Genomic DNA, 26,697 nt, shown 5'->3' with positions numbered 1-26,697 from the left:
ACGTGCCGCTCTCGCTTTCGACTCTTTCCGGCCCGACCGCCTGGGCCGACAGCCCGTCGCCCGACTTTGGCGCGGACGCCCTCGCGCAGAGCGCCGGACGTCTCGCCATCCTGCCGCTGCACGGCTGGGGTGACCACGGCCTCGGACTCGGGCAGGACGTCGAGGAAGTGATCGGCGGTGCGGTGCTCTCCAACGCCCTGCGCGCGCTGCCACATCCCGGTGTGGTCCGTGTGCTGCCACCGTGGCGCCAAGTGCTGGCCCCCTATCCCGGGCTCGCCGACCTCGGGGGACTCGATCCGGAAACCGCCCACGACGTGCTCCACGAGATCGCAGCAGGCGTGAAGCAAGCGGGCTACGAGCGGCTGCTCTTTTTCTGCACCAGCCCTTGGAGTGGTGAGTGGATCGACGCCGCGTCCCGCGATGTGCGCGTGGGGTTGTCGCTCCAAACCTTCGTGATCGAGTTGGGCGGCCTCGACCTGCATCTGCACCCCAATTCGCCCGACCGTGCCCGCGCTCAAGCCGTGGCTGCCAGCGTGCTCGGGCAAACGCCGTGCCCGCCGTCTCCGACCACTCTGCCGCCGCCGATCGACTTGAGCTTTCGTCCCGGCAACTGGCGCTCCGTGCCCGCGGTCGAGCCTGACCTTTCGCTGTCCGGCGATACCATCCTGGCCGAAGCCGCCGCCCGACTCGCCGCGCTGTTGACCGAGGTCATGGTGCGCCCGGGACTCAACCCCCGGCCGGAAGCCTCCGCTTGGATTGCTCCGACGTCGGTAAAGATTCCCGAATGCCCACCGTTTCCCGGTCCCCGACGTTCCCGCTATTTGCCAGCTCTGAACACTTCGGAGCTGACCTCGATGCCCAGCAAAGAACAGGCATTGATCATCATCCCGGTAGGGGCGATCGAACAGCACGGGCCGCATCTCCCCGTGGGCGTGGATGCCTACATCGGCGAAGCCACGTGCGCGGCCCTTTCCGCTCGCTTGCCCGATGCACCGGTGTGGTTTGGCCCGCCGCTACCGCTCGGCAAAAGCAACGAGCATCTCGATTATCCCGGCACCATCTCGCTCAGCGCCCGCAGCCTGCGCCGGCTTCTGCTCGCGCAGATCGAGAAGCTGGTGGCGCTCGGTTTTCGTCAGTTCGCGCTTTTAAACACGCACGGCGGCAATAGCGCGGTGCTCGTTTACACCCTGCGTGAGATTCAACAGCGCTGGGGTGTGCGCGCCGGCATGCTGAAGGTGCCATCGACCAACGAGCTTTCCGCCCAGGAAGCAACATGGGGCTTCCACGCCGGCGAATGGGAAACGTCCATCATGCTCCACATCGCCCCGCACCTCGTGGCGATGGACAAGGCCCTCTGTCACTACCCGGCGACGCTCCAAGATCCTGGCCTACTCCGTCCGGAGAGCGCACCGGCCATCTTCTCGTGGATGACCCGCGACATCGCCCCCGACGGCGTCATGGGCGACGCCACCGCCGCCACTGCCGAGAAGGGAGAGCGGTGGTTCGAAGCCGCGATGGATCAACTGGCGGAGCAGATCCGCGACTTGCTCAAGGCTTGATGTCGCCGCGCGCAATGGCGGCGGCGCGGGCGTATTGCTCGCGGAAATGCTGCCCCAGCTCCTTCGCGAGCTCCAACTCCTCCACCTTATCGCGCGCGCCGAGCGTCGACTTGATGCGACCGAAAGCGATGTCGTAGCTCACGGCGTCCATGTTCTGAAACACCGCCATGGCTTCGGGCGGCTGTCCCGCCGCGACGATATCCTTCCACGCCTCCACCAACTCCGGGTGTGTATCAAAACCCATGATACGCACGATGAGCGACATTTCGCGGAACAGGCCGCCGGTCCAACTGGAGCGATAGATCAACTGCTCATCCGATTCGTAAGGCGCATCCTCGGGGTCCGAGCGGTGGGTCTTAAACTCATCGACGTAGAAGTCTCGCCGCACCGGCAGGCGCCGCAGGGCAAACAACTCGGGGCCGCCCGGGGCATCGGGCTCAAAATTCCACAGCTTTTGCCCCTCCATCGACATCACAAACTCGATGAAAAGCTCCGCGACTTCCAAGTTTCGGGCCCCGCGCAAAATGCCGACCGGATCGACCGAGCTCACACTCCCGCCGGGAGGAGAGACGTAGTCGACTCGCACGCTGTCGCCGCGGCGACGCACGGCCTCGGCCTGTTGCCGGCCGTAGAAATCGATGCACATACCGACCGCGCAATTGCCCGTCGCCACATCGATGGGCGGCTTCTGCGAGGTGTCGGTAAAGTAACGGGCGTTGGCGGCCGCCAACTGCAGCAATTGCAGCCCATCGGTCCAACCGGCATGCACGGCCTGGGTCTCCGCCTCCTCGGCCGAAAGACCCGGCGTGCCCTCCAGCGCATAGAGGCGCTGCTGCATCTGCTGCTGGATCACGTTCTCAAACGCCTTGGCAATGGAGCCGCTCTTGGTCGGATCGGTCAGCGCGACGGTGCCCATCAAACGCGGGTCCTGTAAGTCGCTCCATTGCGTCGGGGCCTGTTCAATGCCGCGATTCTTCAGCACGTCATTGTTGTAAACCAAGCCATAGCTGCTGAGCACGGTGCCCAACCAACGGTGGCCCAAATCCCAATACTCCTCACCGGCAAACTCCTGCGGGATGATCTCGGGAGCAAACCACTCGGGATGCGTGTCGAAGATACGCGTCGGCACGAGGCGACCCGCGCGCGCCTGGCGAATGAAGTCGTAGGTGCCGCCGCCAAAGAACAGGTCGATGCCGCAGCCGACGTTGGAGGCCATGAACGCCTCCCGCGCTTCCCGCTCTTCCGCCGTCGCATCGTCGCCGAGGCGACCGTTGTGAAAGGCCGACTGCACCGCGTTGCTCCAGGAGCGGTCGAGCGTATTCGTCCAATGGTTACGGAATGAGGCGACATACTCGCCCTCGAGGAAGCGCGCGATCTCGCTGGTGCCGCCGATCACGCGCCAGTCAATCGCCACCGAACGGCCGGTGCGTTCCTGATACCAACGGGCGAAGGCGATGCCGAACTCATGACGAATCGCTTCGTTGTGCGGCGTGATGATGACCAGCTCATCGTCGGCATCCACTCGAGCATCCTGTTCGGGACGGAGGAGGAAGGGGACGGCAATGACGAGCGCCAGGGCGAGGATGATAACGAGTCGTTTCATGTCCCGAATAGGAGCGCGACGATCGACCTCAGGCCGTCAGGACCACGACGTCCTGCGGCTCCACATGAGCGTGCAAAGCCCCCTCGCCGGCTCCGGCCACGTGACGCGGGTTGAGTTCGTAGACTTTCAGGTTCTGCCCGTTGGACACAAAATCGTATTGGGCCACTTCGCCCAAATAAACCGAATCACCGATGCGTCCCGGCACCGCGTTGATGTCGGCCCCGTTGTCTTTAAGCGCCCAGCACTCGGGCCGGATGGAAAGCGTCACGTCGCTACCCGTGGCCGGCTTCTCGGTCGGATCGCCCAACACGCCGTGGAAACGGCCCACCGCGGTATCCACGATGGCGTTCTCGCCCTCCACGCCCACGAGTTTGCCGGGGATGAGATCGGTCTCGCCGATGAAGTGCGCCACGGTTTTGCGGCGCGGGCGGCGGTAGACCTCCTGCGGCGCGCCCACCTGCAGAATGTGGCCGTTCTCGAGGATGGCCATGCGGTCGGAAATGGAGAGCGCCTCCTTCTGGTCGTGGGTCACATAGACCGTCGTCAGTTGAAACTCCTTACACACGCGGCGGATCTCCGTGCGCATCTCCAAGCGGAGCTTGGCGTCGAGATTGGAGAGCGGTTCGTCGAGCAACAGGCAGCGCGGGCGAATCACCAGTGCTCGCGCCAGCGCGACACGTTGCTGCTGTCCGCCGGAAAGCTGATTGGGTGAACGCTCGGCGTAGGCGCTCATGCGCACCGACTCGAGGGCCTCGCCGACGCGGCGCTTGATGTCGGCCTTGGGCACGCGGCGTTCCTCAAGACCGAAGGCCACGTTCTGCGCCACCGTCATATGCGGCCACAGCGCGTAACTTTGAAACATCATGCCCGTGTTCCGCTTGTGCGGCTCGAGGCGCGTGACCTCTTCCTCGCCGAAGTGTATCTTGCCCTCCTCCGGGATGTAGAAGCCAGCCAGGCTGCGCAGCAGGGTCGTTTTGCCGCAACCGCTGGGGCCGAGCAGAAAAAACAACTCACCGGGTTCAATTCGCAGGTTCAACTGGTGGAGAGCCACTGTGGTGCCGAACCGCTTCGTCAATTGGTCAACTTGGATGGAAATCATGCCGCGCAGAGCTGCGGGGCAGGCAAGAAGCGCCCCCATGCCTAGTCAAAGTAAATAACCCTGCCGTAACGCCTCTGCCCTTGCCCAGCGGCCTTCGATGCTGCTCCATCATCCGCCAATGGCTAGCTCGCTGAAGATCCATCCCGCCCACGCAGATCTCGAGACCATTTTGGTCACCGAAACGTCGATCAAACGACGTATCAAAAAACTGGGGGCAGAGATTCAGCAAACCTATGGCGATGAGGAGATCACGGTCATCGCGATCATCAATGGCGCCATCCTCTTCACTGCCGATCTGCTGCGCGCCATCCCCAATCCAGTGCGCCTCGATTGCATCCGCATTTCCAGCTACCGCAACGAGACCAAATCCATCGGCAAACCGAAGCTGCTCCACAGCCTCACCCTCGACGTGACCAACCGTCATGTGCTGCTCATCGACGACATCCTCGATACCGGCAAAACGTTGGCGATGGTGACCAACGTCATCAGCAAACTGAACCCGGCCAGCGTGAAGACCTGCGTGTTGCTCGACAAAAAGGGCCGCCGCGAAGTCCCATTCGATGCCGAGTTTGTGGGCTTTGAAATCCCCGACAAATTTGTCGTCGGCTACGGCCTGGATTTCGCCGAGCGCTACCGCAACCTGCCCTGCATCGGCGTCCTGAAGCCCGACCTGCAGAATCCTCCGGAGTGGGCCTGAGGCTGCGGTAAGAAACGGCGCCCGGCCGCCAATCTTTCGACCGGCGCATGAGTTTTTGAATACGCCGCCCCGCTGCGGCGTCACATTCCCCATGAAAACGACCCTTCGCACCGTGCTCACCGGCGCCGCCATGCTGGCGCTCACCCTGCCCTCCGCGTTGCTCGGTCAGTCCCGCCACGATGACCGGGACGACGATCGCGGCCGCAACCGGGACCGCCCGGAAGAAGAGGAAGCCCGCATCGTGCTGTTTTCGGGCCGTAACTATACCGGCGAACGCATCGTGCTCTCCGTCGGCGATCAAGTGGACGACTTCCGCTTCCAGAGCTTCCCTTCCGGCCGCAACGCCAACAACCGCGTTTCCTCCGTCTGGGTGCAGGGTCGCGTCGAAGTCACGCTCTACGAATACCGGGACTTCAAGGGCGAACACATCACCCTCACCCGCAGCTCGCCTGACCTGGAAGACATTTCTCTCTCCGACGGGGTCGAAGATTGGGACAACAACCTCTCTTCAGTAATCGTCCGCGAGGCCTCCGGCGGCCGCCGCGACCGCGACCGCTGGACTGGGCGCGACGACGATCGCGGCCGCGGGCACGACGACCACGACCGCGATTATGGTCGCGGCGACGGCGGTCAGGGCGGCAACGACTGGCGCAACGACGGCTGGGGTCGAGACCGTGAACGCGACCGGATCGAACAGCGGCGCCAAACCGAACGTGTTGTGAAGCGCGCCTACGTGGATGTGCTGGGACGCGAACCCGATGCCCAGGGCCTGAACACTTACGTGGGCATCGTCGAGGACCGCGGTTGGACCGAAGAACGCCTCCGTCGTGAACTTACCCGCAGTGTAGAATACCGCACCGTCGTGGTGCCGCGCCGCATCACCGAAATCTATCGCGAGCTGCTCAAGCGCGAACCAGATCCCGCCGGACTCAAGTTCTACACCGACCGCGTCGTGCGCGCCGACTGGACCTTCACCCGCGTCGAAGACGCCCTGCGGAAGAGTCCGGAATACAAGTCCAAGCACAACCGCCGCTGAACGACCGTAGTGCCGGCTTCAGCCGGCATTCCGCCCTGCCCCTCAGCCAGTCTCCTCCCGCCCCAACCAATCACTCAACAAAAGAGCCGCCCCAAAATCGGGGCGGCTCTTGTTTTAAAAACTAGGTCGGGTCGCGGCCTTTAGGATCCCACTTCGGCATCGGCCGAGGAGGTGGGCTCGCTGGGCTCGACCGCTTCGAACTCCAGCGCATCACCGTTGCGCACCACCCGCACCGGCTCGCCGTCCTTGACGGTGCCACGGATGATCGCTTCGGCCAGCGGGTCTTCGAGGTAGTGCTCGACGGCCCGGCGCAACGGACGCGCGCCGTATTTCTCGTCGTAGCCCTTGTCGATGAGGAGCTGCTTGGCCTCTTCGGTGAACTCGAGGGTGATGTTCCGGTCGGTGAGACGGGTGGCGAATTTCTTCACCTCGATCTCCACGATCTGGACCAGATCCTTCTTCTCCAACGGACGGAAGAAGATGATGTCCGAAATGCGGTTGAGGAACTCCGGCTTGAAGACGCGCTTGGCTTCCTCGAGCACCTTCTCACGCATCATTTCCATGTCGCTGAAGCTGCCGGTGGCGGCGGCAAAGCCCATCGAGGTTTGGCGCTGCAGCAGCGACGCACCCACGTTGGAGGTCATGATGATGATGGTGTTGCGGAAATCGACTTGGCGACCAAGCGAGTCCGTCAGGCGGCCGTCTTCCAGAATCTGGAGGAGGAGCTGGAGCACGTCCGGGTGAGCCTTCTCGATTTCGTCGAAGAGGATGACCGAGTAAGGCTTGCGGCGCACGGCCTCGGTAAGCTGACCACCTTCCTCGTAACCGACGTAGCCGGGAGGCGAACCGACGAGACGGGAGACGGCGAACTTCTCCATGTATTCGCTCATGTCGATCTGCACCAGCGCGTCCTGATTACCGAACATTTGCGCGGCGAGTTGCTTGGCCGTCTCGGTCTTACCGACACCGGTCGGACCGACGAACATGAAGGAACCGATCGGGCGACGCGGGTCCTTGAGGTCGGCGCGGGAGCGGCGCAGCGCCCGGGCGATGGCCACGGCGGCTACTTCCTGACCCACGACGGTCTTCTGGATCTCGTTCTCGAGGTTGAGGAGGCGCTCGGTCTCCTTCTTCTCCATGCGGTTGAGCGGGATACCGGTCCAGTCGGCGACGACCTGCATCATCATCTCGTCATCGATGGTGATCTTGTTCTCTTCGCGTTCCTTTTTCCAGGTCTCGGTGACCTCTTCCAGCTTGGCGCGGAGTTGCTTCTCCTTGTCGCGGAATTGGGCGGCTTCCTCGAAGTGTTGGCCAGCGATGGCCTCTTCCTTCTTGGCGCAGACCTCGTCGATCTCTTTGGAGAGATCTTCGAGTTCCGGCGGGCGGTTGAGGGAAGAAATACGGGCGCGAGCACCGGCTTCGTCCATCACGTCGATGGCCTTGTCCGGGAGGAAACGGCCCGTGATGTAGCGGTCGGAAAGCTTGGCGGCGGTCTCAAGGGACAGGTCGGTGAAGATCGCCTTGTGGTGATCCTCATACTTGCCGCGGATGCCCTTGAGGATCGTAACGGTGTCCTCGACGGACGGCGGCTCGACCTTCACGGACTGGAAGCGGCGATCGAGGGCGCTGTCCTTCTCGATGTATTTGCGATACTCGTTGAGGGTGGTCGCGCCGATGCACTGCAGCTCACCGCGAGAGAGAGCGGGCTTGAAGATGTTGGAGGCGTCCATCGCCCCTTCGGCGGCGCCGGCACCCACGATGGTGTGGAGCTCGTCGATGAAGAGGATGATGTTCTTGGCGCGCTTGATCTCGTCCATCACGGCCTTGATGCGCTCCTCGAATTGACCGCGGTATTTGGTGCCGGCGACCATGAGGGCGAGGTCGAGGGTGATGACCTTCTTGTCGAGGAGGATCTCGGGGACGATGCCGCTGGAGATTTCCTGGGCGAGACCTTCGACAATGGCGGTTTTGCCAACGCCGGCTTCACCGATGAGCACCGGGTTGTTCTTGGTGCGGCGGCAGAGGATCTGGATGACGCGGCGGATCTCGTGCTTGCGGCCCACCACCGGGTCGAGTTCGCCCTTGCGAGCCAGTTCGGTGAGGTCGCGACCGAAGGCCTTGAGGGCCGGGGTCTTGACGTCCTTCTTGTCGTCACCGCCACCGCGGGGAGACGGCGCGGCGGCCTCTTCGGCGCCGGGATCGTTCTCGCCGCCGGAGAATTGCGGGTCGAGTTCACGGAGGATCTCGTTGCGAGTGCGCTCGATATCGATGTCGAGCGACTTGAGCACGCGGGCGGCCACGCCTTCGCCTTCGCGGAGGAGGCCGAGCAGGATGTGCTCAGTGCCGACGTAAGAGTGGTTGAGGGCCTTGGCTTCCTTGCCGGCGAGGGCGAGGACCTTCTTCACGCGGGGCGTGTAGGGGATGCTGCCTTGGGTCTTGGACTCGGTGCCAGTGCCGACCTGTTTCTCGACCGCGCCGCGCACGGTCTCCAGGTCGAGCCCCATTTTCTGCAGCACGCTTACGGCCACGCCCTGCCCGAGCTTGATCAAACCGAGTAGGATGTGCTCCGTGCCCACGTAGTTGTGGTTGAAGCGGTCGGCCTCCTTTCTGGCGAGGGCCAGGACTTGTTGGGCGCGGGGAGTGAAATTATTCATCGGCTCAGACATGAAAGGGTTTTGGAAATTCAGTTATTCCCAGCTGTGGGATAGCCGGGAGTCGGGAAATTGGCAAACTCTGACCTCAATAGATCGGCACGGAGACGATCTCGTTCATCAGATTCTAACTTAGGTTTGTCGGCCCGGTGCAGGATGTGTCCGGGTTGCGCCTCAATGAAGAGGCGGTCGACGACGGTGCGATACTCATCGGGCAAGTAGCCCAGATCCACGCCGAGACGCACCAGCGAGAGCAAATTCATCGCCTCGGATGAGCTTATTACATGCCCGTGCTTCAAAATACCGTAAGCACGGCCAATTTTGTCCGGCAACTTCGCGGGATCGGTTTCCAGCAGCTTCGCCCGGGCGTTCAGCTCGTGATCGACGATGGACTGCAACACGTTATGCAAGCGTTTAACGATATCAGGCTCCGATTCGCCCAAGGTCGTCTGATTCGAAATTTGGAACATGCTGCCGCTGGCGTCGGACCCTTCGCCGAAGAGACCGCGGACGACCATGCCCAGCTGGTTGACCGCGCGGACGACCTTTTCCATCTGCCCGGCGATCACGAGCGCCGGCAGGTGCATCATGGCGGAGGCGCGCATGCCCGTGCCGAGATTGGTCGGGCAGGCCGTGACATAACCGAGGCGCGGCGAAAACGCGTAGTCGAGCGAGCTTTCGAGCGCCGTATCGAGCGCGTTGATGGCCGTCCAAGTGCGCTTGAGTTGGAAACCGTTGCGCAGGACTTGAATGCGCAGGTGGTCCTCCTCGTTGATCATGACCGAGACACTCTGATCCTTGTTGATCGCCGCACCTGCGCCAGACTTGGCGGCGCTGAGCTCACGGCTGATCAGGTGGCGCTCGACGAGGACTTGGCGCTGCAAGGGCGCGAGTTCGTCCACGGCCACGCTCATTCCGCGCTTCATGCTGCTGGTCGCCATGATGGCTTCGCGGCAGCGGTTGAAAATTTCTTTGCGCTCACCGTCGTCAGCCCGGCCCGGGAAGCAATGCGTGGACAGGTTGCGCGCCAAGCGGATGCGCGTCATGAGCACCACCGGGCACTTCGCGGTCGAGTTGTCGGTCAGCTCGGCCGGCGTGGAGAGTAATTTGTCGATGTCGAGGGGCATCAGCTGGCGGTGGAAAGACCCGCCTCTTGGCGGACTTGGACGATCTCGTCGCGGAACTTCGCGGCGTCTTCGTAACGTTCGGCTTTGATCGCGCTCTGGAGCTCGGACTCCAACTCGTGCAAACGGTCGTGGAGCTGCTTACGTTGCAGGGCCCGCTCCGGAATCTTGCCGGTATGGGCGGTGCCTTTGTGCATGTTGTCGAGCATGGGCTCGAGCAGATCGGTAAAGGTCTCGTAGCACTGCGGGCAGCCAAAGCGGCCCGACTTTTTGAAGTCATCCGGCGCATAGCCGCAGTGCTCGCAACGCAGACCCGCCGGTGCGGTGGGCTCTGGGTTGAGGGACGCCTTCAGCAGCAGATCGGCCAGCGAAAAACCACTGGGATCGGTGACACCCTTGGCCTGCGCACAGGATTCGCACAGGTCTACTTTGTGCACCTTGTGGTTCACAATTTGGGTGAGATGGACCGTCGCCGGGTTATCGCAGAGGTCACATTTTAGCGGGCTAGCCATGGATGAGAAAACGTTGGAAAAGTGTAACGGGCTGTTTCGGGCCGGGTAAACGACCGCAAGGCCATCCCCCTCCGAGTGCACACATCATGCCACCCCGTGAATTAGAGGCAAGACCCCGGGGTGAGTTTAATCGCGCTCAGTCTGGGCTGAGACAAGCCGAGCCCGCGTGGCACAGCGGGTGTGACGGACTGGCACGCTTGGCGCGGGCGAAAGCGCCGCCGCGCCGAACGTGGAGCTGGGGGCGGATCAGAGCTTGGTGCCGTCTTCGCGGACCAGCTGGTGGAACGCCTCCAGCACCTGCTTGAAGATCGGTCCAGGAGTGCCGTTGCCGATCTCGCGGCCGTCCAGCTTCACCACCGGGATCACCTCGGCGCCCGTGCCGGTGAGGAAACACTCATCGGCGTTCCAGATGTCGTAACGGGTCAGCTCATGCTCTTCCATTGGCAGGCCGAGCTTGGCGGCGAGGTCGAAGATGGCATCGCGGGTGATGCCCTTGAGGGCGCCCTGCTGAGCGGACGGGGTGAAAATCTTGCCCTTGTGCACCACGAAAACGTTGTCGCCGGTGCACTCGGCCACGAGGCCCTGGTCGTTCAACATGATCGCCTCTAGCGCGCCAAACTGCTGCGCCTCCATCTTGGCCATGATGTTGTTGAGGTAGTTCAGCGACTTGATCGCCGGGCTCAACGCCGCTGGGTTCATCCGGCGCGTCGGCACCGTGACGATGGCCAAACCCTTCTCGTAGTGCTCCTGCGGGTAGAGCTTGATTTTGTCGGCGATGACAAAGAGCGAGGGCTTCGGGCACAGCCACGGGGAGAGGCCTAAATCACCAACACCGCGCGTGGCGACGAGACGGATGTAGCCATCCTTCAGACCGTTGGCCCGGCACGTGTCGCAGACCGCGTCACTGATCTCCTGACGCGACCACGGCATCTTGAGCAGGATGGCTTTCGCCGAATATTCAAAACGCTCCAGGTGTTCCTCGAGGCGGAAGACATTGCCGTCATAGATGCGGATGCCTTCAAAAATGCCGTCACCGTAGAGGAGACCGTGATCGAACACGGAGATTTTCGCGTCAGCTTGATCCACCAATTGGCCGTCGAGGAAAACTTTCATAGAGGGGCGGACGCTAGGAAATCCGTCACACAATTGTCCAGCTCGGCGGGGACTTTCTTCTTGTGTTACGCATGGGCGCGTAAGCTGCTGTGACGCACCGGTCTTCCGCCTAAGATGAAAGTTTCTCCCCGTCCCACCGCGGGCTTCTCGCTCATCGAGTTGCTCACCGTCATCACCATCATCGGCATTCTCGCTGCGATCATCATCCCTTCGATGGGCGGCGCCCGGGACTCGGCTCAACGCGCGGTCGACAGCAGTAATTTGAGCGAAATCGGCAAGGCTGCCATGCTCTACTCCACCGCCAACCGCGACGCTCTGCCCAACCCCACCCAGACCAGCCGCACCATCGGCGGCACCAACCAAGCCTACTGGCAATGGTTCGGCCAAATCGCCCGCTTCGGCGGTCTGAACGACCCGACGCTTTTCGTTTCGAAACTCGATGACGCCATCGATCCGAATGCTCTGCCTCTCACCGTGCTCGATCCGGATGTGACGACGCCGCCGACCCTGCACCCCGATCTCACCGCCCTCCCCACCCTTTCCTGGAATGTCGTTGCCGGCCTACGCGCCGGCGATCCGCCCACCACCCCAATCGCCTTCACCCGCGGCCTGCGCACCGATGGCACCTGGTCCGGCGAAGGCACCGCCGATGACGACCCCAACCGCGGGCCCTACGGCGACGCCGGCGGCTTCATCGTCTTTCTCGGCGGCAACGTCGAATTCTTCGCCTCCATCGAAGATCGCCTGGTCAGCAACACCGGCCGCCCCACCTCCAACCTGCGCCAAGCCGTGCCCAACCGCAGCACCGTGCGTATCCTTGGCATGGATTCCGGCAACGGCGTGGCCAGCCCCAACGGCACCAGCGCCCTCCAAGGGCCCTGACACCGCCTCCCTCGCCTTTCCAACTGTCAGTCCGCCCGGTCCACGCGACCGGGCTTCTTCGTTTTACAATTAACCGTTTACTGCCCCTAACCCCCGAGCCACTATCCCCCGCTAAAACAACTACATGACCGCAGCTCCCAACGCGCCCCAAACTTACATCGTAGGCCACCGCAACCCTGACGCGGACGCCGTCTGCTCCGCCATCGCCTACGCTGCCCTCAAAAAAGCTCAAGGTCACACCGGCTACGTGCCCGCCCGTTGCGGCAATACCAACGCCCGCATCGACACCATCCTCAAGCGCTTCAACCAACCCGCCCCCACCTACATTACCGACGTCACCCCCCGCGTGCGCGACGTCATGATCGAGGACGTGGTGTCCGTGAACGTCAACGGCACCTGCGCCCAGGCCCTCGAGCTGGTCGACCGCTACGATGTGCGCGTCCTGCCGGTCATCACCGACGAACGCTACGTGCGCGGTCAGCTCTCCATCTTCGACCTCGGCGGCTTCTTCGTGCCGAAGATCAGCGCCCCGCGCGAGATGCGCAAGGTCATCACCAGCCTCGACCACATCGCCACCACCCTGAATGCCCGCGTCCTCAACGACGTGCGCATGGAAGACAGCGAGGAACTCTTCATCCGCATCGGCGCGATGGACGTGCGTTCCTTCTGGAAAGTCTCCAAGGACGAAAACATCCCCGCCGACCGCTCTCTCGTCATCGTCGGCGACCGCTGGGACATCCAACAACGCTCCATCCAAAACGGCGTTCGCGCCATCATCATCACCGGCAACCTGCCCGTCGAAGATGAGGTGGTCACCCAAGCCCGCGAAGCCGGCGTGGCCATCATCGTGAGCCCGCACGACACCGCCACCACGTCCTGGTCGATCCGCACCGCGTCCAGCATCGCGCCCCTCGTCCAGTCCAAGTTCTCGTCGCTCTCACCCGACACGCGCCTGAGCGACCTGCGCAAGAAGATGGCCGCCTCCAACGCCCAGGCCTTCATGGTCCTCAACGACGACGGACGCCTCGCCGGCATTCTCACCAAGACCGACATGCTGCGCCCCGTGAAGCGTCGCCTCATCCTCGTTGACCACAACGAGATGACCCAAGCCGTCCCCGGCGCCGACCAGGTCGAGATCGAGGAGATCATCGACCATCACCGCCTTGGTTCCCTCAACACCGCCCGCCCCATCTTCTTCATCAACGAGCCCATCGGCTCCACCTGTTCGATCATCGCCGATCTCTACCGTCGCGCCAACCTCGAGCCTTCACCCGAGATCGCCGGCATCATGATGAGCGGCATCATCTCCGACACCCTTCACCTCCACAGCCCGACTTCGACCCAAAAGGACGCCGAGCTCCTCGAATGGCTCTCCCAGGTCGCCGGGGTAAACTCCCAGCAACTCGCCGACGAGATCTTCGCCTCCGGTTCCGTGATCCTGTCGTCCAAACCCGAAGACGTCATCCGCTCCGACTACAAGATCTACGAAGAGGACGGCGTGCGCTTCTCGGTGTCGCAGGTGGAGGAACTCGGCTTCGGCAACTTCTGGGACCACCATCGTCCCTTGGCCGATGCCCTCGAAGCGCTCTGCCGCGAAGAGAAACTCGTTTTCTCCTGCCTGCTCGTCACCGACATCAACACGCAGAACTCGCTCCTCTTGGTGAAAGGCGATCCCGATTTCATCGCGCGCATCAATCACCCCCACGTCGAGAAGGACGAGATCTTCGACATGCCCGGCATCGTCAGCCGCAAGAAACAACTCATTCCCTACCTCGGCAGCATCCTCAAGGAGATGCAGGCCGACGGCGCCATGCCGACCGCCCGCGGCGAAACCGAAGCGCCCTTCGAACCCGCCACCAACTGATCCGCGCGCGTCGCCGAAAACGACTTTCCGATCCTTTTTCTGTCCACAGCCATGAGCGAAACCTCTGCCGACACTCCGGCACCTACGACTCCCACCGATTTCATTCGCGACATCGTCGCCGCCGACATCGAGGCCGGCCGCACGCCCCAAATCGTGACCCGTTTCCCGCCGGAGCCCAACGGCTACCTGCACCTCGGTCACGCCAAGTCCATCTGCCTCAACTTCGGCATCGCCCTCGAAAACAACGGCCGCTGCAATCTGCGCTTCGACGACACCAATCCCACCAAGGAGGAAGTTGAATACGTCGATTCCATTACCACCGACGTGCGTTGGCTCATCGGCGATTGGGCCGATCAGGTGCTCGGCGAAAAGCCCAAGGGCGCCAAACCCACCCCGCGCGACATCGACGGCAAACCCGACTTCCTCGCCGAACCCGCCGCCGCCGACAGCGCTCCGACCGACATCGAGCCGTTCTTCGCCAGCGACTACTTTGAGCAACTCTACACCTATGCCGAGCAGCTCATCCTCAAGGGCAAAGCCTTCGTCTGCGACCTCACGCCGGAGGAGACCGACGCCTACCGTGGTCCGCCCACCGAGCCCGGCCGCGAGAGCCCCTACCGCAACCGCTCGATCGAGGAAAACCTCGACCTCTTCCGCCGCATGCGCGCCGGCGAGTTCCCCGACAGCGCCCGCACCCTCCGCGCCAAGATCGACATGGCCTCGCCCAACGTCTGGCTGCGCGACCCGCTGCTCTACCGCATTCGCCACGTCGAGCATCACCACGCCGGCGCCGGTTGGTGCGTGTATCCACTCTACGACTTCGCCCACTGCCTGAGCGATTACCTCGAGGGTATCACCCACTCCATCTGCACCCTGGAGTTCGTCGTCCACCGTCCGCTCTACGACTGGATCCTCGAGGCCCTCGAACTCCCGCGCCACGTCCCGCACCAATACGAGTTCGCGAAGCTCAACCTCGCCTACACCCTCTTCAGCAAGCGCCGCCTCATGCGCCTCGTGCAGGAGAAGCACGTCGCCGGTTGGGATGATCCGCGCATGCCCACGCTCGCCGGTCTGCGCCGTCGCGGCGTGCCCGCCGCCGCCGTGCGCAACTTCGCCTACCGCATCGGTATCACCAAGTTCGAAAGCGTCACCGAAGCCGCCGTCTTCGAAGGCGCGATCCGCGATGAGCTCAACACCAACGCCGAGCGTCGCCTCGCCGTGCTCAACCCGCTCAAGGTCGTGCTCACCAACATCGCCCCCGGCGAGTCCTACGCCTGCGAGGCCGGCAACCACCCGCAGAACGACGCCCTCGGTAGCCGCACGCTCCAACTCACGCGCGAGGTTTACATCGAGGCCGATGACTTCGCCGAAGTGCCGCCGCCCAAGTTCCGCCGCCTCAAGCCCGGTGGCTCCATCCGCCTCAAATACGGCTGCATCATTGATTACGCCGATGTGGTGAAGGACGCCGACGGCAACGTCGTTGAGGTGCACTGCACCGCCGACCTCTCCACTCGCCGCGGCGAACCCAACGCCGACCGCAAGGTCAAGGGCACCGTGCACTGGGTCAGCGCCGATGACGCCATCGACGCCACTGTCCGTCTCTACGATCGCCTCTTCACCGTCGCCGAACCCGGCGCCGAGGAGGACTTCACGACGGTCCTAAACCCCGAGTCACTCGTCACCGTCGAAGCCAAACTCGAACCCGCCCTCGCCGCCGCCCAAGCCGGCGAGTGTTTCCAGTTCGAGCGCATGGGCTACTTCGCGGTCGACCCGAAGGACAGCGCCGAGGGCAAGCCGGTGTTCAACCGCACCATCACCCTCCGCGACACCTGGTCGAAATAACCCTCCACGTCCCCATAATTCGGATACACCGCCGCGATGCCGCGCATCCTGATCGCCGACGACAACGATGAGCTGCTGGAATTCCAGCGGCTCTTCCTCAACGAAAACGGTTATAACGTCCTCACCGCCACCAACGGCGACGAAGCCGTGCGGCTCATCCGGGAGAATGACGACATCGACCTGCTGGTGACCGACGTGCTCATGCCCGACAAGGAAGGCGTGGAAACCATCCTCGAGCTACGCTCGATCGCGCCGGACCTTCCCGTCATCGCCATCTCCGGCGGCGGTCATGTGGGTGCCGTGGACTACCTGCAGCTTGCCCGCTCCGCCGGAGCCAAGGCGACCCTGGCCAAGCCCTGCCCGCCGTCCGTGCTGCTCGCGACCATTCGCCAGATCCTCGGCGAAAGCGTCTAGGCCGCAACTCTCGCTCGTTACTGAGCGTCGTCGTAGATCGTCTGCAGCCAACGCTCGGTCGTGATCCAGCCCGTGCCCCACTCGGCCCAGGGCTCCATCACGCCACTGCGCAGGATGTCACCGATGTTGCGGCCCTGGGCAAACTCCTCGCGGGCAAGCGTGACCGTTTCGCGAATCATATCCCGGTAGCGGATCAACGCCGCCTTGTCCGACAATGGACCGTGCCCCGGGATGATCAACGTCTCCTCATCGACCTCCGCCGCGACCGCCTCCACCGCAGCCAAATAACCGTCGATCGAACCGCCGCTGTTCAGGTCCACATACGGAAACCGACCGCTGAAAAACAGGTCGCCCATGTGCACCACATTGGCGTGCTCGAAGCGCACCACGCTGTCCCCATCGGTGTGCCCCGGCCCGTGATGCAGCAGCGAGATGTGTTCACCGCCAAAGTGCACCGAAGCCCCGTGATCAAAGGTAATTACCGGCAGCGCCGCCGCCGGTTTGCCCTCCGCCGCCGCCAAACGCTCACGCACCTTCTCGTGCGCCAGAATCGTCGCATGCTCCCCGAAGTGCTCGTTGGAGCCGGTGTGGTCGCCATGGTAGTGCGTATTGAGCACATACTGCAGCGGCGCATCCGACACCTCGGCCAACGCGGCCTCTATCTTCCCCGCCAGCGGCAGGAATTGGTCGTCCACCATCAGCACACCGTTGTCGGCCACCATCACACCAATGTTACCGCCGCGCCCTTCCAGCATGAAAACTCCGCCGCGTAACGGCGTCAGTTTCATCTTCACCGCCTCCCAATCCTGCTGGGCCGGCAACGCGACGGCGAACAGGAGCGAGCAAACGACAAGACCGAGGCGGAGACAGGGGCGGGTAATCATGCGGCGCACCGTAACCACGTTTCGCCATCCGACCAGTCTCCGCGCGGCTTTATCGTTCACTCTTCCGCGGCTTGGCTGGCCGGATCGGTGAACACGTAGCCGCGCGCCAACGTCGTGAAGCCCTCGACCTGCGCCGCGATCCACGCCTCGTCGCGTCCCAGTTCCTCCGCCAGGATCGCAGCGACGCGCGGCGCGCACGCGATCGCCGCCCGTGCGTCCAACAACAGCGCGCGAGTGCGCCGCGCCAACACATCCTCCACCGTGCGCGCCATCTCGGCCCGCACCTGCCAGCACACCTCCGCCTCCGAGTAAGGCAGGTCCTCGTGCAACAGCTCCGCCCCACCCGGCATGTCGCGCGCCAGTTGATCGATCGCCGCCCGGTCCGTTCCGTAAGCATCGACGACGGTTTTGTCCCGCGCGTCGTCTGTGCCCGCTCCGTGAATACGCAGGTCGACCGTGACACATGCCCGTTCCGGAAGATTGCCCACCATCTCCACGTGATCCGTCACGTCTTCCGCCATCTTGCGATAGGTCGTCCACTTGCCGCCCGTGACCGTGATCAAACCACTCGGACTCACCATCACGGTGTGATCGCGCGATAATGCCGCCGTGCTTTCGCCTTCGCCGCCTTTGACCAGCGGACGCAACCCGGCAAACACACTCAAGACGTCCTCCGGCGTCGGATCCACCGCCAGATACTGCCGGGCGTGTTCGAGCAGGAAATCCCGTTCCTCGGCCAGCGACCGTGGTTCCACCGCCGCCGCCGGCCGCGCCGTGTCGGTCGTGCCGACCACCACCCGGTCATGCCACGGCACCGCAAACAACACGCGCCCGTCGCTCGTTTTTGGCACCATCACCGCCGCATCCCCCGGCAAAAATCGGCGCGGCAAAACCAAGTGCACGCCCTGACTCACCGCGACCACCGGCTTCGTCGCCGCGTCGTCGCTCTGCCGCAATTCATCCACCCACACGCCCGTCGCGTTCACCACCGCCTTGGCCTTCACGGCGAACTCCCGGCCGCTTTCCTCGTCGCGGATCGTGGCGCCTATAACCTGGCCGTCGGCCGATTTGAGCAACCCAACACAACGCGCATAGTTCACCACCCGCGCCCCGAGATCCACCGCCGTCATCGCGAGGTGCACCGCCATGCGTGCGTCATCAAACTGCCCATCGTAATACACCACCCCGCCATCGAGACCCTCCGGCTCCACCGTCGGGATCCGTGCCAGCGTTTCTTCCTTCGAGAGCCATTGCGACGGTGCCAGTCCGAGTCGCCCCGCCAGCCCGTCGTAAACCTTCATACCGATGCCGTAGAACGGACCTTCCCACCAACGATACGCCGGGATGACGAAGGCCTGATCTCGCACCAAGTGCGGCGCATTGCGCGCCATGCGACCGCGTTCGCGCAACGCCTCCAACACCAGCGCCACGTTGCCCTGTTTCAGGTAACGCACCCCGCCGTGCACGAGCTTGGTCGACCGACTCGAAGTGCCCTTGGCAAAATCGATCGCCTCCACCAACGCCACCCGGTGCCCCCGACTCGCGGCGTCCACCGCCACGCCCAGCCCCGTCGCGCCACCGCCGACGACGAGCACGTCAAATTCATCCCCGGCGGAGAGCGCGGCCATTTCATCTTCCCGCCGCCAAACCCGTGAGGAGTTTGCAGCGCTCATGCGTCGTCCTCCCGCGCCCAGGCCTTGGCCCGCCTTACCGCCCGCTGCCAATCCTTCCACAACGCATCATGGCGGAATCGCTCGCCCTCGCGCACGAAGACCCGTTCCTGCGCCCACTGCGCCGCAATCTCTTCCCGGTCCGACCACAGACCGACCCCGAGCCCCGCCAAGTATGCCGCGCCCAGTGCCGTCGTTTCCGTCTCCTGCGGACGCACCACCTCGCAGCCCAACAGATCGGCCTGAATCTGCATGAGCACGTCACTGCGCGAAGCGCCGCCATCCACCCGCAGCTCCTTCAGCTCCAGTCCGCTGTCCTGCATCATCGCTTGCATCAGATCGGCGCTCTGCAGCGCAATGCTCTCCAGCACCGCGCGACACAATTGCGCCCGACCCGTGCCACGCGTCAGTCCCATCCAAGTGCCGCGCGCATACGGATCCCAATGCGGCGCGCCCAGCCCCGCGAACGCCGGCACCAGAATCGAGCCGCCCGCATCCGGCACGCTGCCCGCCAACTCGCTCAACTCCTCCGCACTGCTCACCAGCTTGAGCTCATCGCGCGCCCATTGCACCGCGGCACCCGCGACAAAGACTGACCCCTCCAGCGCATACGCCGGACGGCCCCTCAAGCGCCACGCTACCGTCGTCAACAGATTGTTGGCCGACGCCACCCGCTCCGCGCCCGTTTGCATCAGCAGGAAACAGCCCGTGCCGTAAGTGTTCTTGGCCATGCCGCGCTCAAAACACGCCTGCCCAAACAACGCCGCCTGCTGATCTCCGGCCACGCCGGCGATCGGCAAACCCGCGCCCGGCAGACCGTCAGCCACCCGCCCGAAATCGCCCGCCGAATCGCGGATCTCCGGCAACATCGCCCGAGGCACCTCCATCAAGGCCAACAACGCATCGTCCCACGCCACCGTATCGATGTTACAAAGCAGCGTGCGCGAGGCGTTGCTCGCATCGGTCGCATGCACCGCGCCGTCGGTCAGTTTCCACAACAGCCAGGTGTCGATTGTCCCGGCCAACACCTCGCCGCGCTTCGCCCGCTCCCGCAGTCCCGGCGTCTCTCGCAATAGCCACGCCAGTTTCGAGCCGGTAAAATACGGATCCAACCGCAGCCCCGTGAGCGCCGTGACCTGCTCCTCGTGACCCGCCTCGCGCCACCGCGCACAGTCATCGGCCGTGCGCCGGTCCTGCCACACGATCGCTGGCGCCACAGGCCGACCGCTCGCGCGGTCCCATACCACCAGCGTCTCCCGCTGATTGGTGATCCCGATCGCCGCCACCGCGCTCATCGTCACATCCGGCGACTCCAGCACCTCGGTCATCACCGCCAGCTGCGTCGCCCAAATCTCCTCCGCATCGTGCTCCACCCAACCCGGCCGCGGATAGTGCTGCGCAAACTCACGCTGCGCCACCGCGACTTTCTGTCCTGATTTATTGAATACAATGGCGCGTGAACTGGTCGTGCCCTGGTCCAGCGCGAGAAGCAAATGGGGATCACTCATGGTGGGGTTGTTGCCGATATTGGACCGATTCCGCGCAGCGGCGCAGTCCCTTTTTTGTGAAGCCTGTGTGGCAATCCTCTACTGTTCCGAAAATGGGAATATTGGTTCCCGCGCCCGCCTCATCTTTCCGCAAATGAGATTACCAAGAAATAGCCCCAAAACCCTATCTCTTTGCTATCCTGCATCTAACAACTCTCCACGTAACTTGGCACACGCAGTGCAATGGAATGGGCAACTTTTCTTTTGAATCATGAAAAACTTGCTCAACTACACCACTCTCCTCTCCGTCGCTGCCTTGGTGGCCACGGCCACCTTTGAAGTCGCCGGCGGCACCGTCTCCTCGCCGCTGCCTTACGCCGTGCCGTTCGCTACCTTTGTTTTCGGCCTGCTCGTCTCGACCTTCCGCGAAGACTACTCCGCCGCATCCCGCGGTTATGAGCCGCGTCGCGCCAAAGCCATCCTGCTGCCGGCCGACGAGGTCTTCACCGCCGCCAAGCCGAGCGCTGTCACCGCCGAAACCCCGGTCTCCTGGACCGCTCGTCATCGTCGCACCCGCCGCGCCGTCGCCCGCGCCTGAGCCACCACCCTCATCGAAACCCGCGGAGCGCACACCGCACCGCTTGACACGCCTCCCTCCTCCACGGTCACTATCGCACCATGCCTTCAGCCGCGCCTCGTATCCTTATCGCTGACGATCAACCGGATGTGCTCGAAGCCCTCCGCCTCCTGCTCAAAGGCGAAGGCTACCAGATCGACGCCGTGAAGTCCCCCGCCGCCGTGCTCCGCGCCGTCGAAAGCCGCGACTTCGCCCTCGCCCTCATCGACCTCAATTACGCCCGCGACACGACCTCCGGCGAAGAGGGCCTCGAACTCCTCGAAAAGCTGCAGAACGTCGACGCCAACCTGCCTGTCGTCGTCATGACCGCTTGGGCCAGCGTGGAGATTGCCGTCGAAGCCATGCGCCGCGGCGCCAAAGACTTTGTGACCAAGCCGTGGGACAACCCACGCCTCATTGCCATCGTTAAGAACCAAGTCGAACTCGGCAGCGCCGTTCGCGCCTACCGCCGCCTCGAGCAGGAAAACCAAATCCTCCGCGGCAAGGAAGGTGGCCCCACGCTCATCGCCGAGTCCGTCGCCATGCGCCCGGTGCTCGACGTCATCGCCCGCGTCGGTCCCTCCGATGCCAACATCCTCATCACCGGCGAAAACGGCACCGGTAAAGGCGTCGTCGCCCGCGCCCTGCACGCCGTGTCCTCCCGCCAAGCCGATCCCTTCATCTCGGTCAACATGGGCGGCCTGCCCGAAGGCATCTTCGAGAGTGAACTTTTTGGTCACGTGCGCGGTGCCTTCACCGACGCCAAGGCCGACCGCGCCGGCCGCTTTGAACTCGCCGACGGCGGCACCCTGTTCATGGACGAAATCGGCAACATCCCGCTTTCCCAGCAGGCCAAGATCCTGCGCACGCTCGAGACCGGTGAATTCGAGCGCGTCGGCTCCTCCCGCACCTACCGCGCCAACGTCCGCCTCATCTCCGCCACCAACGCCGACCTCCAGCAACAGGTCTCCGAAGGCAAGTTCCGCCAGGACCTTCTCTTCCGCCTCAACACCATTCACCTCCACCTGCCGCCGCTGCGCGAGCGCCGCGAGGACATCGAGTTGCTGGCCCAGTTTTTCCTCAAGGCTCACGTCAAACGCTACAACAAGGGTATCAGCGGATTCGATACATCGGCCATCGACACCATGCGCAGCTACTCCTGGCCCGGCAATGTGCGCGAACTCGATCACGCCGTCGAACGCGGCTGCCTCATGGCGCGGGAAAAAGTCATCCGCGCCGCCGACCTCGGCCTCAACGCCGGCCAGACCACCCCGCAGATCGAGGACATGAGCATCGAGGAAGTGGAAGCCTACCTCATCAAGAAGACCCTCGCCCGCTGCGACGGCAACGCCCGCCGCGCCGCCGAAGAACTCGGCCTCTCCCGCTCCGCCTTCTACCGCCGCCTCGAAAAGTATGGGCTGTAAGGCCCACGGCACTCAGCGATCAGTATTCAGCTATCAGCTCTGAGGAACCACGTTGAAGGACTATCGGGATCTTGAGGTTTGGCGACGTAGTCACGACTTGGTGCTCGCCGTCTACCGGGCCTCCCAGTGCTTCCCCAACGACGAACGTTTTGGTCTCACCTCTCAGTTGCGTCGATCCGCGGCGTCGATTCCGGCTAATCTCGCCGAAGGTTGCGGACGCCACTCCGACGCCGAATTGGCGCGCTACGTTGAGATCTCCCACGGATCCGCCAGCGAAACTGAATACCACCTACTCCTCGCCCGTGACCTAGGCTTCCTCGAAGCTGGTGCACATGAGTCACTCGCCGACGAAGTCGGGCAAATCAAACGCATGCTCGGTTCACTCTTCCGCCGCCTGCGCCCCGCGTCTAGCGACAACAGCTGAATGCTGAAAGCTGATCACTGATAGCTTCACAAAGTATGCCCTCCCCCCACAAACGTAGCCGCTTCACCCACGATCAACACGTCTTGCTCGGCGTGTTTCTTGGCGGGGCGCCGGCGGTGGTGGTATCCATGTATCACCTGTGGCTCGCCGGCGATCAGGAGCCCAAGGTGCAGTGGACGCTCACCCTGCTCATTCTCGGCGTGTGGCTAGGTTTCGCGCTCTCCGTGCAGAACCGCGTGGTGCGCTCCCTGCAAACCATGGCCAACCTGCTCTCGGCGCTGCGCGAGGGCGACTTCTCCATCCGCGCCCGCGGGGCCAATCGCGAGAACCCGATGGGCGACGTCATGACCGAGATCAATTTCCTCGGCTCCATCCTTCGCGCCCAACGCCTCGGCGCCATGGAGGCCACCGCACTCCTGCGCACCGTCATGGAGGAAATCGACGTCGCCATCTTCGCCTTCGACGGCGACGGCATCCTGCGTCTCGTCAACCGCTCCGGCCAGGAGCTCCTCGCCTCGCCCGCCGAACGCATTCTCGGCCGCTCGGCCCACGATATCGGGCTCGGCGAATGCGTCGAAGCTCCGCCCAACGGCGTCCTGCAACACACCGTATTTCCGGGCGGCACCGGCCGCTGGGGCATGCGCCGCACCCAGTTCCGTGAGGGCGGCCTGCCCCACGAACTGGTCGTCGTCGCCGACCTCAGCGAAGCTCTGCGCGAGGAAGAATTGAAAGCCTGGCAACGCCTCGTGCGCGTCCTCGGCCACGAGCTCAACAACTCCCTCGCCCCCATCAAATCCATCGCCGGCAGCCTCGGCAGCATGCTCAAACGCGAACAACGCGCCGACGACTGGGAGGACGATCTGCGCGGCGGTCTGGAAATCATCGGCAAACGCGCCGAGGGCCTCAGCCGTTTCATGCAGGCCTACTCCCGCCTCGCCAAATTGCCCAAACCGGTGAAGTCGCCCTGCGAGGTGAAACCGCTCGTGCGCCAAGTCGTGAAGCTCGAGCTGCGCCTGCCCGTCGAAGTGATCGACGGCCCCGACATCACCGTGCCCTGCGACGGTCCGCAAATCGAGCAGGTGCTCATCAACCTCATCAAAAACGCCGTCGAAGCCACCCTCGAACACCAGCAGCCCGACACCGATGATGACGACGACGGCTTCGAGGGCGACGCCGCCGCCAAGCCGCCGCCTCCGCCGCTGCCAGCCGGTGCCGTGAGTGTGACCTGGGAGCAGACCGAACGCTTCATCGAGTTCCGTGTGACCGACAGCGGCCACGGCATTTCCAAAGCCACCAACCTCTTCGTGCCGTTCTACACCACCAAGGCCACCGGCTCAGGCATCGGCCTCGTGCTCTGCCGCCAAATCGCCGAAAACCACGAAGGCGAACTCTACCTCAAGAACCGCGAGGACACCGAAGGCTGCATCGCCGTCCTGCGTCTACCGGCCTGAGTCGGCGGCGGCAACCGCCGGGGTGACCCGGTCCCGCCGGCGCCACCCACCTCGCGGCCCCATCCATTCGGACCTATTCCCCTCATATGCATGTCTTTAGGCAAGATATGCGCAGACGCGAGGCTTGGCCTCACTACGCGTTCGCCATAGGTTTGCGACGTGCCTGACGGCGGCCTTTCGAGGCGCTCCCAAACCCTGTTCCGGCGCACGGTCCCGCGTCGCGAGATCGGAACAGTGAAAGGAGCCCCGCCATGTCCATACCCCCGTTTGCCCGACTCAACGTCGCCGCGACGACGTCGTCGCTTTTGCTCACCCTTGGCCTGATCGCTTTCGCCCTGCCCGGGCAGCTCGTCGCCAAGACCGCCTCGATCGCCGACACCGGCTACCAACTCGAGGTCCCCGACACCTTCAACGTCCATCGCCCGGCCGGCGCCCCCGATATCTTGCTCCAGGCGGATCGCCCCGATGGCAACGGCACCATACAAGTCGTCCGTCGCCCCGGCGGTGGATCCGCGACCGACTTCATCGCCGACTACGAGGCCCAGATGCAGCAGGCCCTCGGAAGCCTGAATCTGCAGACCGAAAACATGCGCACGGTCGCCGGACGTTCCTGCACCTACCGCCGCTACCAGAGTTTTGCAGACGGCATGCAAATTCGCGTGCAGGCCGTGTTTTACGCCGACGCCAACCAAGGCTTCATCCTCCACTCCATCGACACCGCCGTCAGCGCGCCGGAGTTTGAGCGCGCCCTCCTCAGTCTCCAGGCCCCGCACTCCGCCGCACCACCGTCAAGCCGCGCCGCGTCCTCCGGCGGCCGCCAACCCATCGGCCAAACGAGTTATTCATTTGTGCCGCCCCCCGGTTGGACTCCTGCCCAAGCCTGCCAACAACCCGGCCTCGCTTTCAACCTGCCTGACAAAGGCGCAGCGCTGGAACTCACCTGGTTGGACGTGAGCGGCCAAGTCGGAGACGCGCCCGCCTTCCTCGACCAAACCCTCACCCAAGTAGAGTCGAGTTTCGGCCCCGGCTGGCACGAGCGCGAACGCTCCCCCAACCGCACCGGCAATACCAATGTGCTCTTCAAGCGCTACGGCGGCAAACTGGGCGACCAGGCCGCTGAACTCATGATCCTCGGCGTCACCGACGGCCAATCTCTCGTGCTCGCATACGGCTACTTCGCCGAACTCGGCCGGGACAGTGCCGGTCCCGCCATGCGGCAAGCCATCCTGAGCGTCGCCGGCGGGGCTGCAGCCCCTCCCGTGCCGACCACTTCCGCCACGCCTTCCCACACGCCACCGGCCAACGACGGTTGGGGATCACCCACCTCACCGCCCACCACACCCTCATCGCCCTCAACGGCTTCCGCCAACAATGGCTGGGGTTCACCGCCCCCCGCATCCGCAGCGACCGGCACCGGCTGGGGCGACCCGCCGCCCACCGCCATTTCGTCGGTGCCCCCGAGCGGCGCCTACGAAGCGCTCGTCGTGGACGACGCCGGCTACGAGTTCAACAAACCCAAGTCCTTCCAACTCGCGCAGCGTTCCGAGGGCCAAACGCAGTGGGCCGATCCAAACATCACCGGCCCCAAAATCGTGATGGTTCTCCAATCCATGTTCCGTAACGCCGGCAACACGGTCGACTCCGTCCGCGACGATCTGGTGGGCCAGGTCAACAACTCCTCTGCCGCGAGTATGGTCAGCCAGCACAGCACCACCCTCAACGGCATGAAGACGCATCAACTGCACTTCACCCTCAACCGCGGGGGCGAGCCCCAGCACTTCCGCTTCCTCGTGCTCGACCTGCCCAACGACTACGTCGGCACCATCAGTTTCACCGCGCCGGAATCGCAGAACGCGATGGCCGAGCAACATTTCGCCGAGGTGCTGCGCACCATCCAGGCCGTCGGCCGCACCGCCTCTCCGCCGCCCTCGTCTCCGCCAGCCTCATTAGCCCGTGCCCCCCGTCCTGAACCGGCCACCGCGCAGGATTGCTACTACGCCATCGCCGACGCCGTCGCCGCGCAGGACTGGTCCTGGGTGGCTGCCCACCTGACCGACGAGACCCTGCTCAACTACTGCCGTAACTTCCGCAACAACATCCCGGACGCCGACTACACCGAAGCCGACGCCATCGACGACCCTAGCGGCACCTTCCGCGCCTACCTCAACTGGCGCTACCCGCGCGAGGACCTCGCGCGCTTGTTTGAGGCCTCGCGCACCATCACCGGTCAACGCGTCGAAAACCCCGACATGGTCCTCGTGATGACCCAACGCACCAACGGCGGTGAAAACTACCTGTGGTTCAAACGGATCAAGGGCCGCTGGATGTGCGACATTCGCTGAGGA

The 26,697-nt window shown here is 63.8% G+C and carries 21 protein-coding genes; 12 read left to right on the top strand and 9 right to left on the bottom strand.

Annotated elements, in window-relative coordinates; all coding sequences use genetic code 11:
* The first annotated feature begins 2 nt into the window (after positions 1 to 2).
* A complete protein-coding gene (locus tag K1X11_RS01950; RefSeq protein WP_324726060.1) occupies positions 3 to 1,559 on the top strand; it encodes a creatininase family protein in 1,557 nt (518 codons plus the stop codon).
* Here K1X11_RS01950 and K1X11_RS01945 read toward each other — a convergent pair.
* Together K1X11_RS01945 and K1X11_RS01940 are read right to left on the bottom strand one after the other, a co-directional pair.
* Entirely contained in the window at positions 1,549 to 3,162 is a 1,614-nt protein-coding gene (locus K1X11_RS01945; RefSeq protein WP_225919198.1) for an ABC transporter substrate-binding protein, read from the bottom strand. The two genes, K1X11_RS01950 and K1X11_RS01945, sit on opposite strands and share 11 nt — an antisense overlap.
* Before the next feature lie 28 nt (positions 3,163 to 3,190).
* On the bottom strand, positions 3,191 to 4,261 hold the full coding sequence (locus K1X11_RS01940; RefSeq protein ID WP_221028817.1) for an ABC transporter ATP-binding protein: 1,071 nt from the start codon (positions 4,259 to 4,261) through the stop codon (positions 3,191 to 3,193).
* Positions 4,262 to 4,379: 118 nt separating this feature from the next.
* On the opposite strand from K1X11_RS01940, the gene hpt reads away from it, so the two are divergent.
* Positions 4,380 to 4,958 (top strand): hypoxanthine phosphoribosyltransferase, encoded by a 579-nt coding sequence (gene hpt / locus K1X11_RS01935; protein WP_225919199.1) that lies wholly within the window; start codon positions 4,380 to 4,382, stop codon positions 4,956 to 4,958.
* A gap of 91 nt (positions 4,959 to 5,049) precedes the next feature.
* Positions 5,050 to 5,994, top strand: a complete 945-nt coding sequence (locus tag K1X11_RS01930) for a peptidase inhibitor family I36 protein (protein ID WP_221028819.1) — start codon at positions 5,050 to 5,052, stop codon at positions 5,992 to 5,994.
* A 140-nt stretch (positions 5,995 to 6,134) separates the two neighbouring features.
* Here the strand turns inward: K1X11_RS01930 and K1X11_RS01925 are convergent, their stop codons facing one another.
* The 4 genes from K1X11_RS01925 to ilvE all read right to left on the bottom strand — a co-directional run bounded on the left by K1X11_RS01925 (position 6,135) and on the right by ilvE (position 11,394).
* Positions 6,135 to 8,648, bottom strand: coding sequence for an ATP-dependent Clp protease ATP-binding subunit (locus tag K1X11_RS01925; protein ID WP_225919200.1), 2,514 nt, complete (start codon positions 8,646 to 8,648; stop codon positions 6,135 to 6,137).
* 29 nt (positions 8,649 to 8,677) lie between these two features.
* Positions 8,678 to 9,772 carry a protein arginine kinase gene (locus tag K1X11_RS01920; RefSeq protein WP_221028821.1) on the bottom strand — a complete coding sequence of 365 codons (1,095 nt, stop codon included), beginning with the start codon at positions 9,770 to 9,772 and terminating at the stop codon, positions 8,678 to 8,680.
* Positions 9,772 to 10,281: a UvrB/UvrC motif-containing protein gene (locus K1X11_RS01915; RefSeq protein ID WP_221028822.1), complete on the bottom strand. Its 510-nt coding sequence runs from the start codon at positions 10,279 to 10,281 to the stop codon at positions 9,772 to 9,774. The genes K1X11_RS01920 and K1X11_RS01915 overlap by 1 nt, the downstream gene beginning before the upstream one ends.
* Positions 10,282 to 10,527: 246 nt before the next feature.
* Positions 10,528 to 11,394 (bottom strand): branched-chain-amino-acid transaminase, encoded by an 867-nt coding sequence (gene ilvE / locus K1X11_RS01910; RefSeq protein WP_221028823.1) that lies wholly within the window; start codon positions 11,392 to 11,394, stop codon positions 10,528 to 10,530.
* A 114-nt stretch (positions 11,395 to 11,508) separates the two neighbouring features.
* Between ilvE and K1X11_RS01905 the strand changes: the two genes are divergently transcribed.
* The 4 genes from K1X11_RS01905 (at position 11,509) to K1X11_RS01890 (ending at position 16,396) form a co-directional block, all read left to right on the top strand.
* Positions 11,509 to 12,276: a type II secretion system protein gene (locus K1X11_RS01905; protein ID WP_221028824.1), complete on the top strand. Its 768-nt coding sequence runs from the start codon at positions 11,509 to 11,511 to the stop codon at positions 12,274 to 12,276.
* Positions 12,277 to 12,400: 124 nt separating this feature from the next.
* The gene (locus K1X11_RS01900; protein WP_221028825.1) at positions 12,401 to 14,140 is read left to right on the top strand and encodes a putative manganese-dependent inorganic diphosphatase; all 1,740 of its coding nucleotides are present in this window, start codon (positions 12,401 to 12,403) and stop codon (positions 14,138 to 14,140) included.
* 51 nt (positions 14,141 to 14,191) lie between these two features.
* Positions 14,192 to 15,982 (top strand): glutamine--tRNA ligase, encoded by a 1,791-nt coding sequence (glnS, locus tag K1X11_RS01895; RefSeq protein ID WP_221028826.1) that lies wholly within the window; start codon positions 14,192 to 14,194, stop codon positions 15,980 to 15,982.
* Between the two features lie 36 nt (positions 15,983 to 16,018).
* A complete protein-coding gene (locus tag K1X11_RS01890) occupies positions 16,019 to 16,396 on the top strand; it encodes a response regulator (RefSeq protein ID WP_221028827.1) in 378 nt (125 codons plus the stop codon).
* Between the two features lie 17 nt (positions 16,397 to 16,413).
* Here K1X11_RS01890 and K1X11_RS01885 read toward each other — a convergent pair whose 3' ends face one another.
* From K1X11_RS01885 to glpK, 3 genes are read right to left on the bottom strand one after another with little or no spacing between them, the layout of a single operon-like run.
* Positions 16,414 to 17,280, bottom strand: a complete 867-nt coding sequence (locus K1X11_RS01885; RefSeq protein WP_221028828.1) for an MBL fold metallo-hydrolase — start codon at positions 17,278 to 17,280, stop codon at positions 16,414 to 16,416.
* 56 nt (positions 17,281 to 17,336) lie between these two features.
* Entirely contained in the window at positions 17,337 to 18,908 is a 1,572-nt protein-coding gene (locus K1X11_RS01880) for a glycerol-3-phosphate dehydrogenase/oxidase (protein ID WP_221028829.1), read from the bottom strand.
* A gap of 41 nt (positions 18,909 to 18,949) precedes the next feature.
* A complete protein-coding gene (glpK, locus tag K1X11_RS01875) occupies positions 18,950 to 20,458 on the bottom strand; it encodes a glycerol kinase GlpK (RefSeq protein WP_221028830.1) in 1,509 nt (502 codons plus the stop codon).
* 250 nt (positions 20,459 to 20,708) lie between these two features.
* Between glpK and K1X11_RS01870 the strand changes: the two genes are divergently transcribed.
* The 5 genes from K1X11_RS01870 (at position 20,709) to K1X11_RS01850 (ending at position 26,694) form a co-directional block, all read left to right on the top strand.
* Positions 20,709 to 21,035, top strand: coding sequence for a hypothetical protein (locus tag K1X11_RS01870; RefSeq protein WP_221028831.1), 327 nt, complete (start codon positions 20,709 to 20,711; stop codon positions 21,033 to 21,035).
* Between the two features lie 80 nt (positions 21,036 to 21,115).
* A complete protein-coding gene (locus K1X11_RS01865) occupies positions 21,116 to 22,477 on the top strand; it encodes a sigma-54-dependent transcriptional regulator (protein ID WP_221028832.1) in 1,362 nt (453 codons plus the stop codon).
* A gap of 52 nt (positions 22,478 to 22,529) precedes the next feature.
* Positions 22,530 to 22,901 carry a four helix bundle protein gene (locus K1X11_RS01860; RefSeq protein WP_221028833.1) on the top strand — a complete coding sequence of 124 codons (372 nt, stop codon included), beginning with the start codon at positions 22,530 to 22,532 and terminating at the stop codon, positions 22,899 to 22,901.
* A gap of 35 nt (positions 22,902 to 22,936) precedes the next feature.
* A complete protein-coding gene (locus K1X11_RS01855; protein ID WP_221028834.1) occupies positions 22,937 to 24,352 on the top strand; it encodes a sensor histidine kinase in 1,416 nt (471 codons plus the stop codon).
* A gap of 251 nt (positions 24,353 to 24,603) precedes the next feature.
* Positions 24,604 to 26,694, top strand: a complete 2,091-nt coding sequence (locus K1X11_RS01850; protein WP_221028835.1) for a hypothetical protein — start codon at positions 24,604 to 24,606, stop codon at positions 26,692 to 26,694.
* Positions 26,695 to 26,697: the final 3 nt, after the last annotated feature.

Source organism: Actomonas aquatica (assembly GCF_019679435.2).
GTDB classification, from domain to species: Bacteria; Verrucomicrobiota; Verrucomicrobiia; order Opitutales; family Opitutaceae; genus Actomonas; species Actomonas aquatica.
Note: the sequence above shows the minus strand (reverse complement) of the source record. Positions and strands in the feature narration are given on the sequence as shown.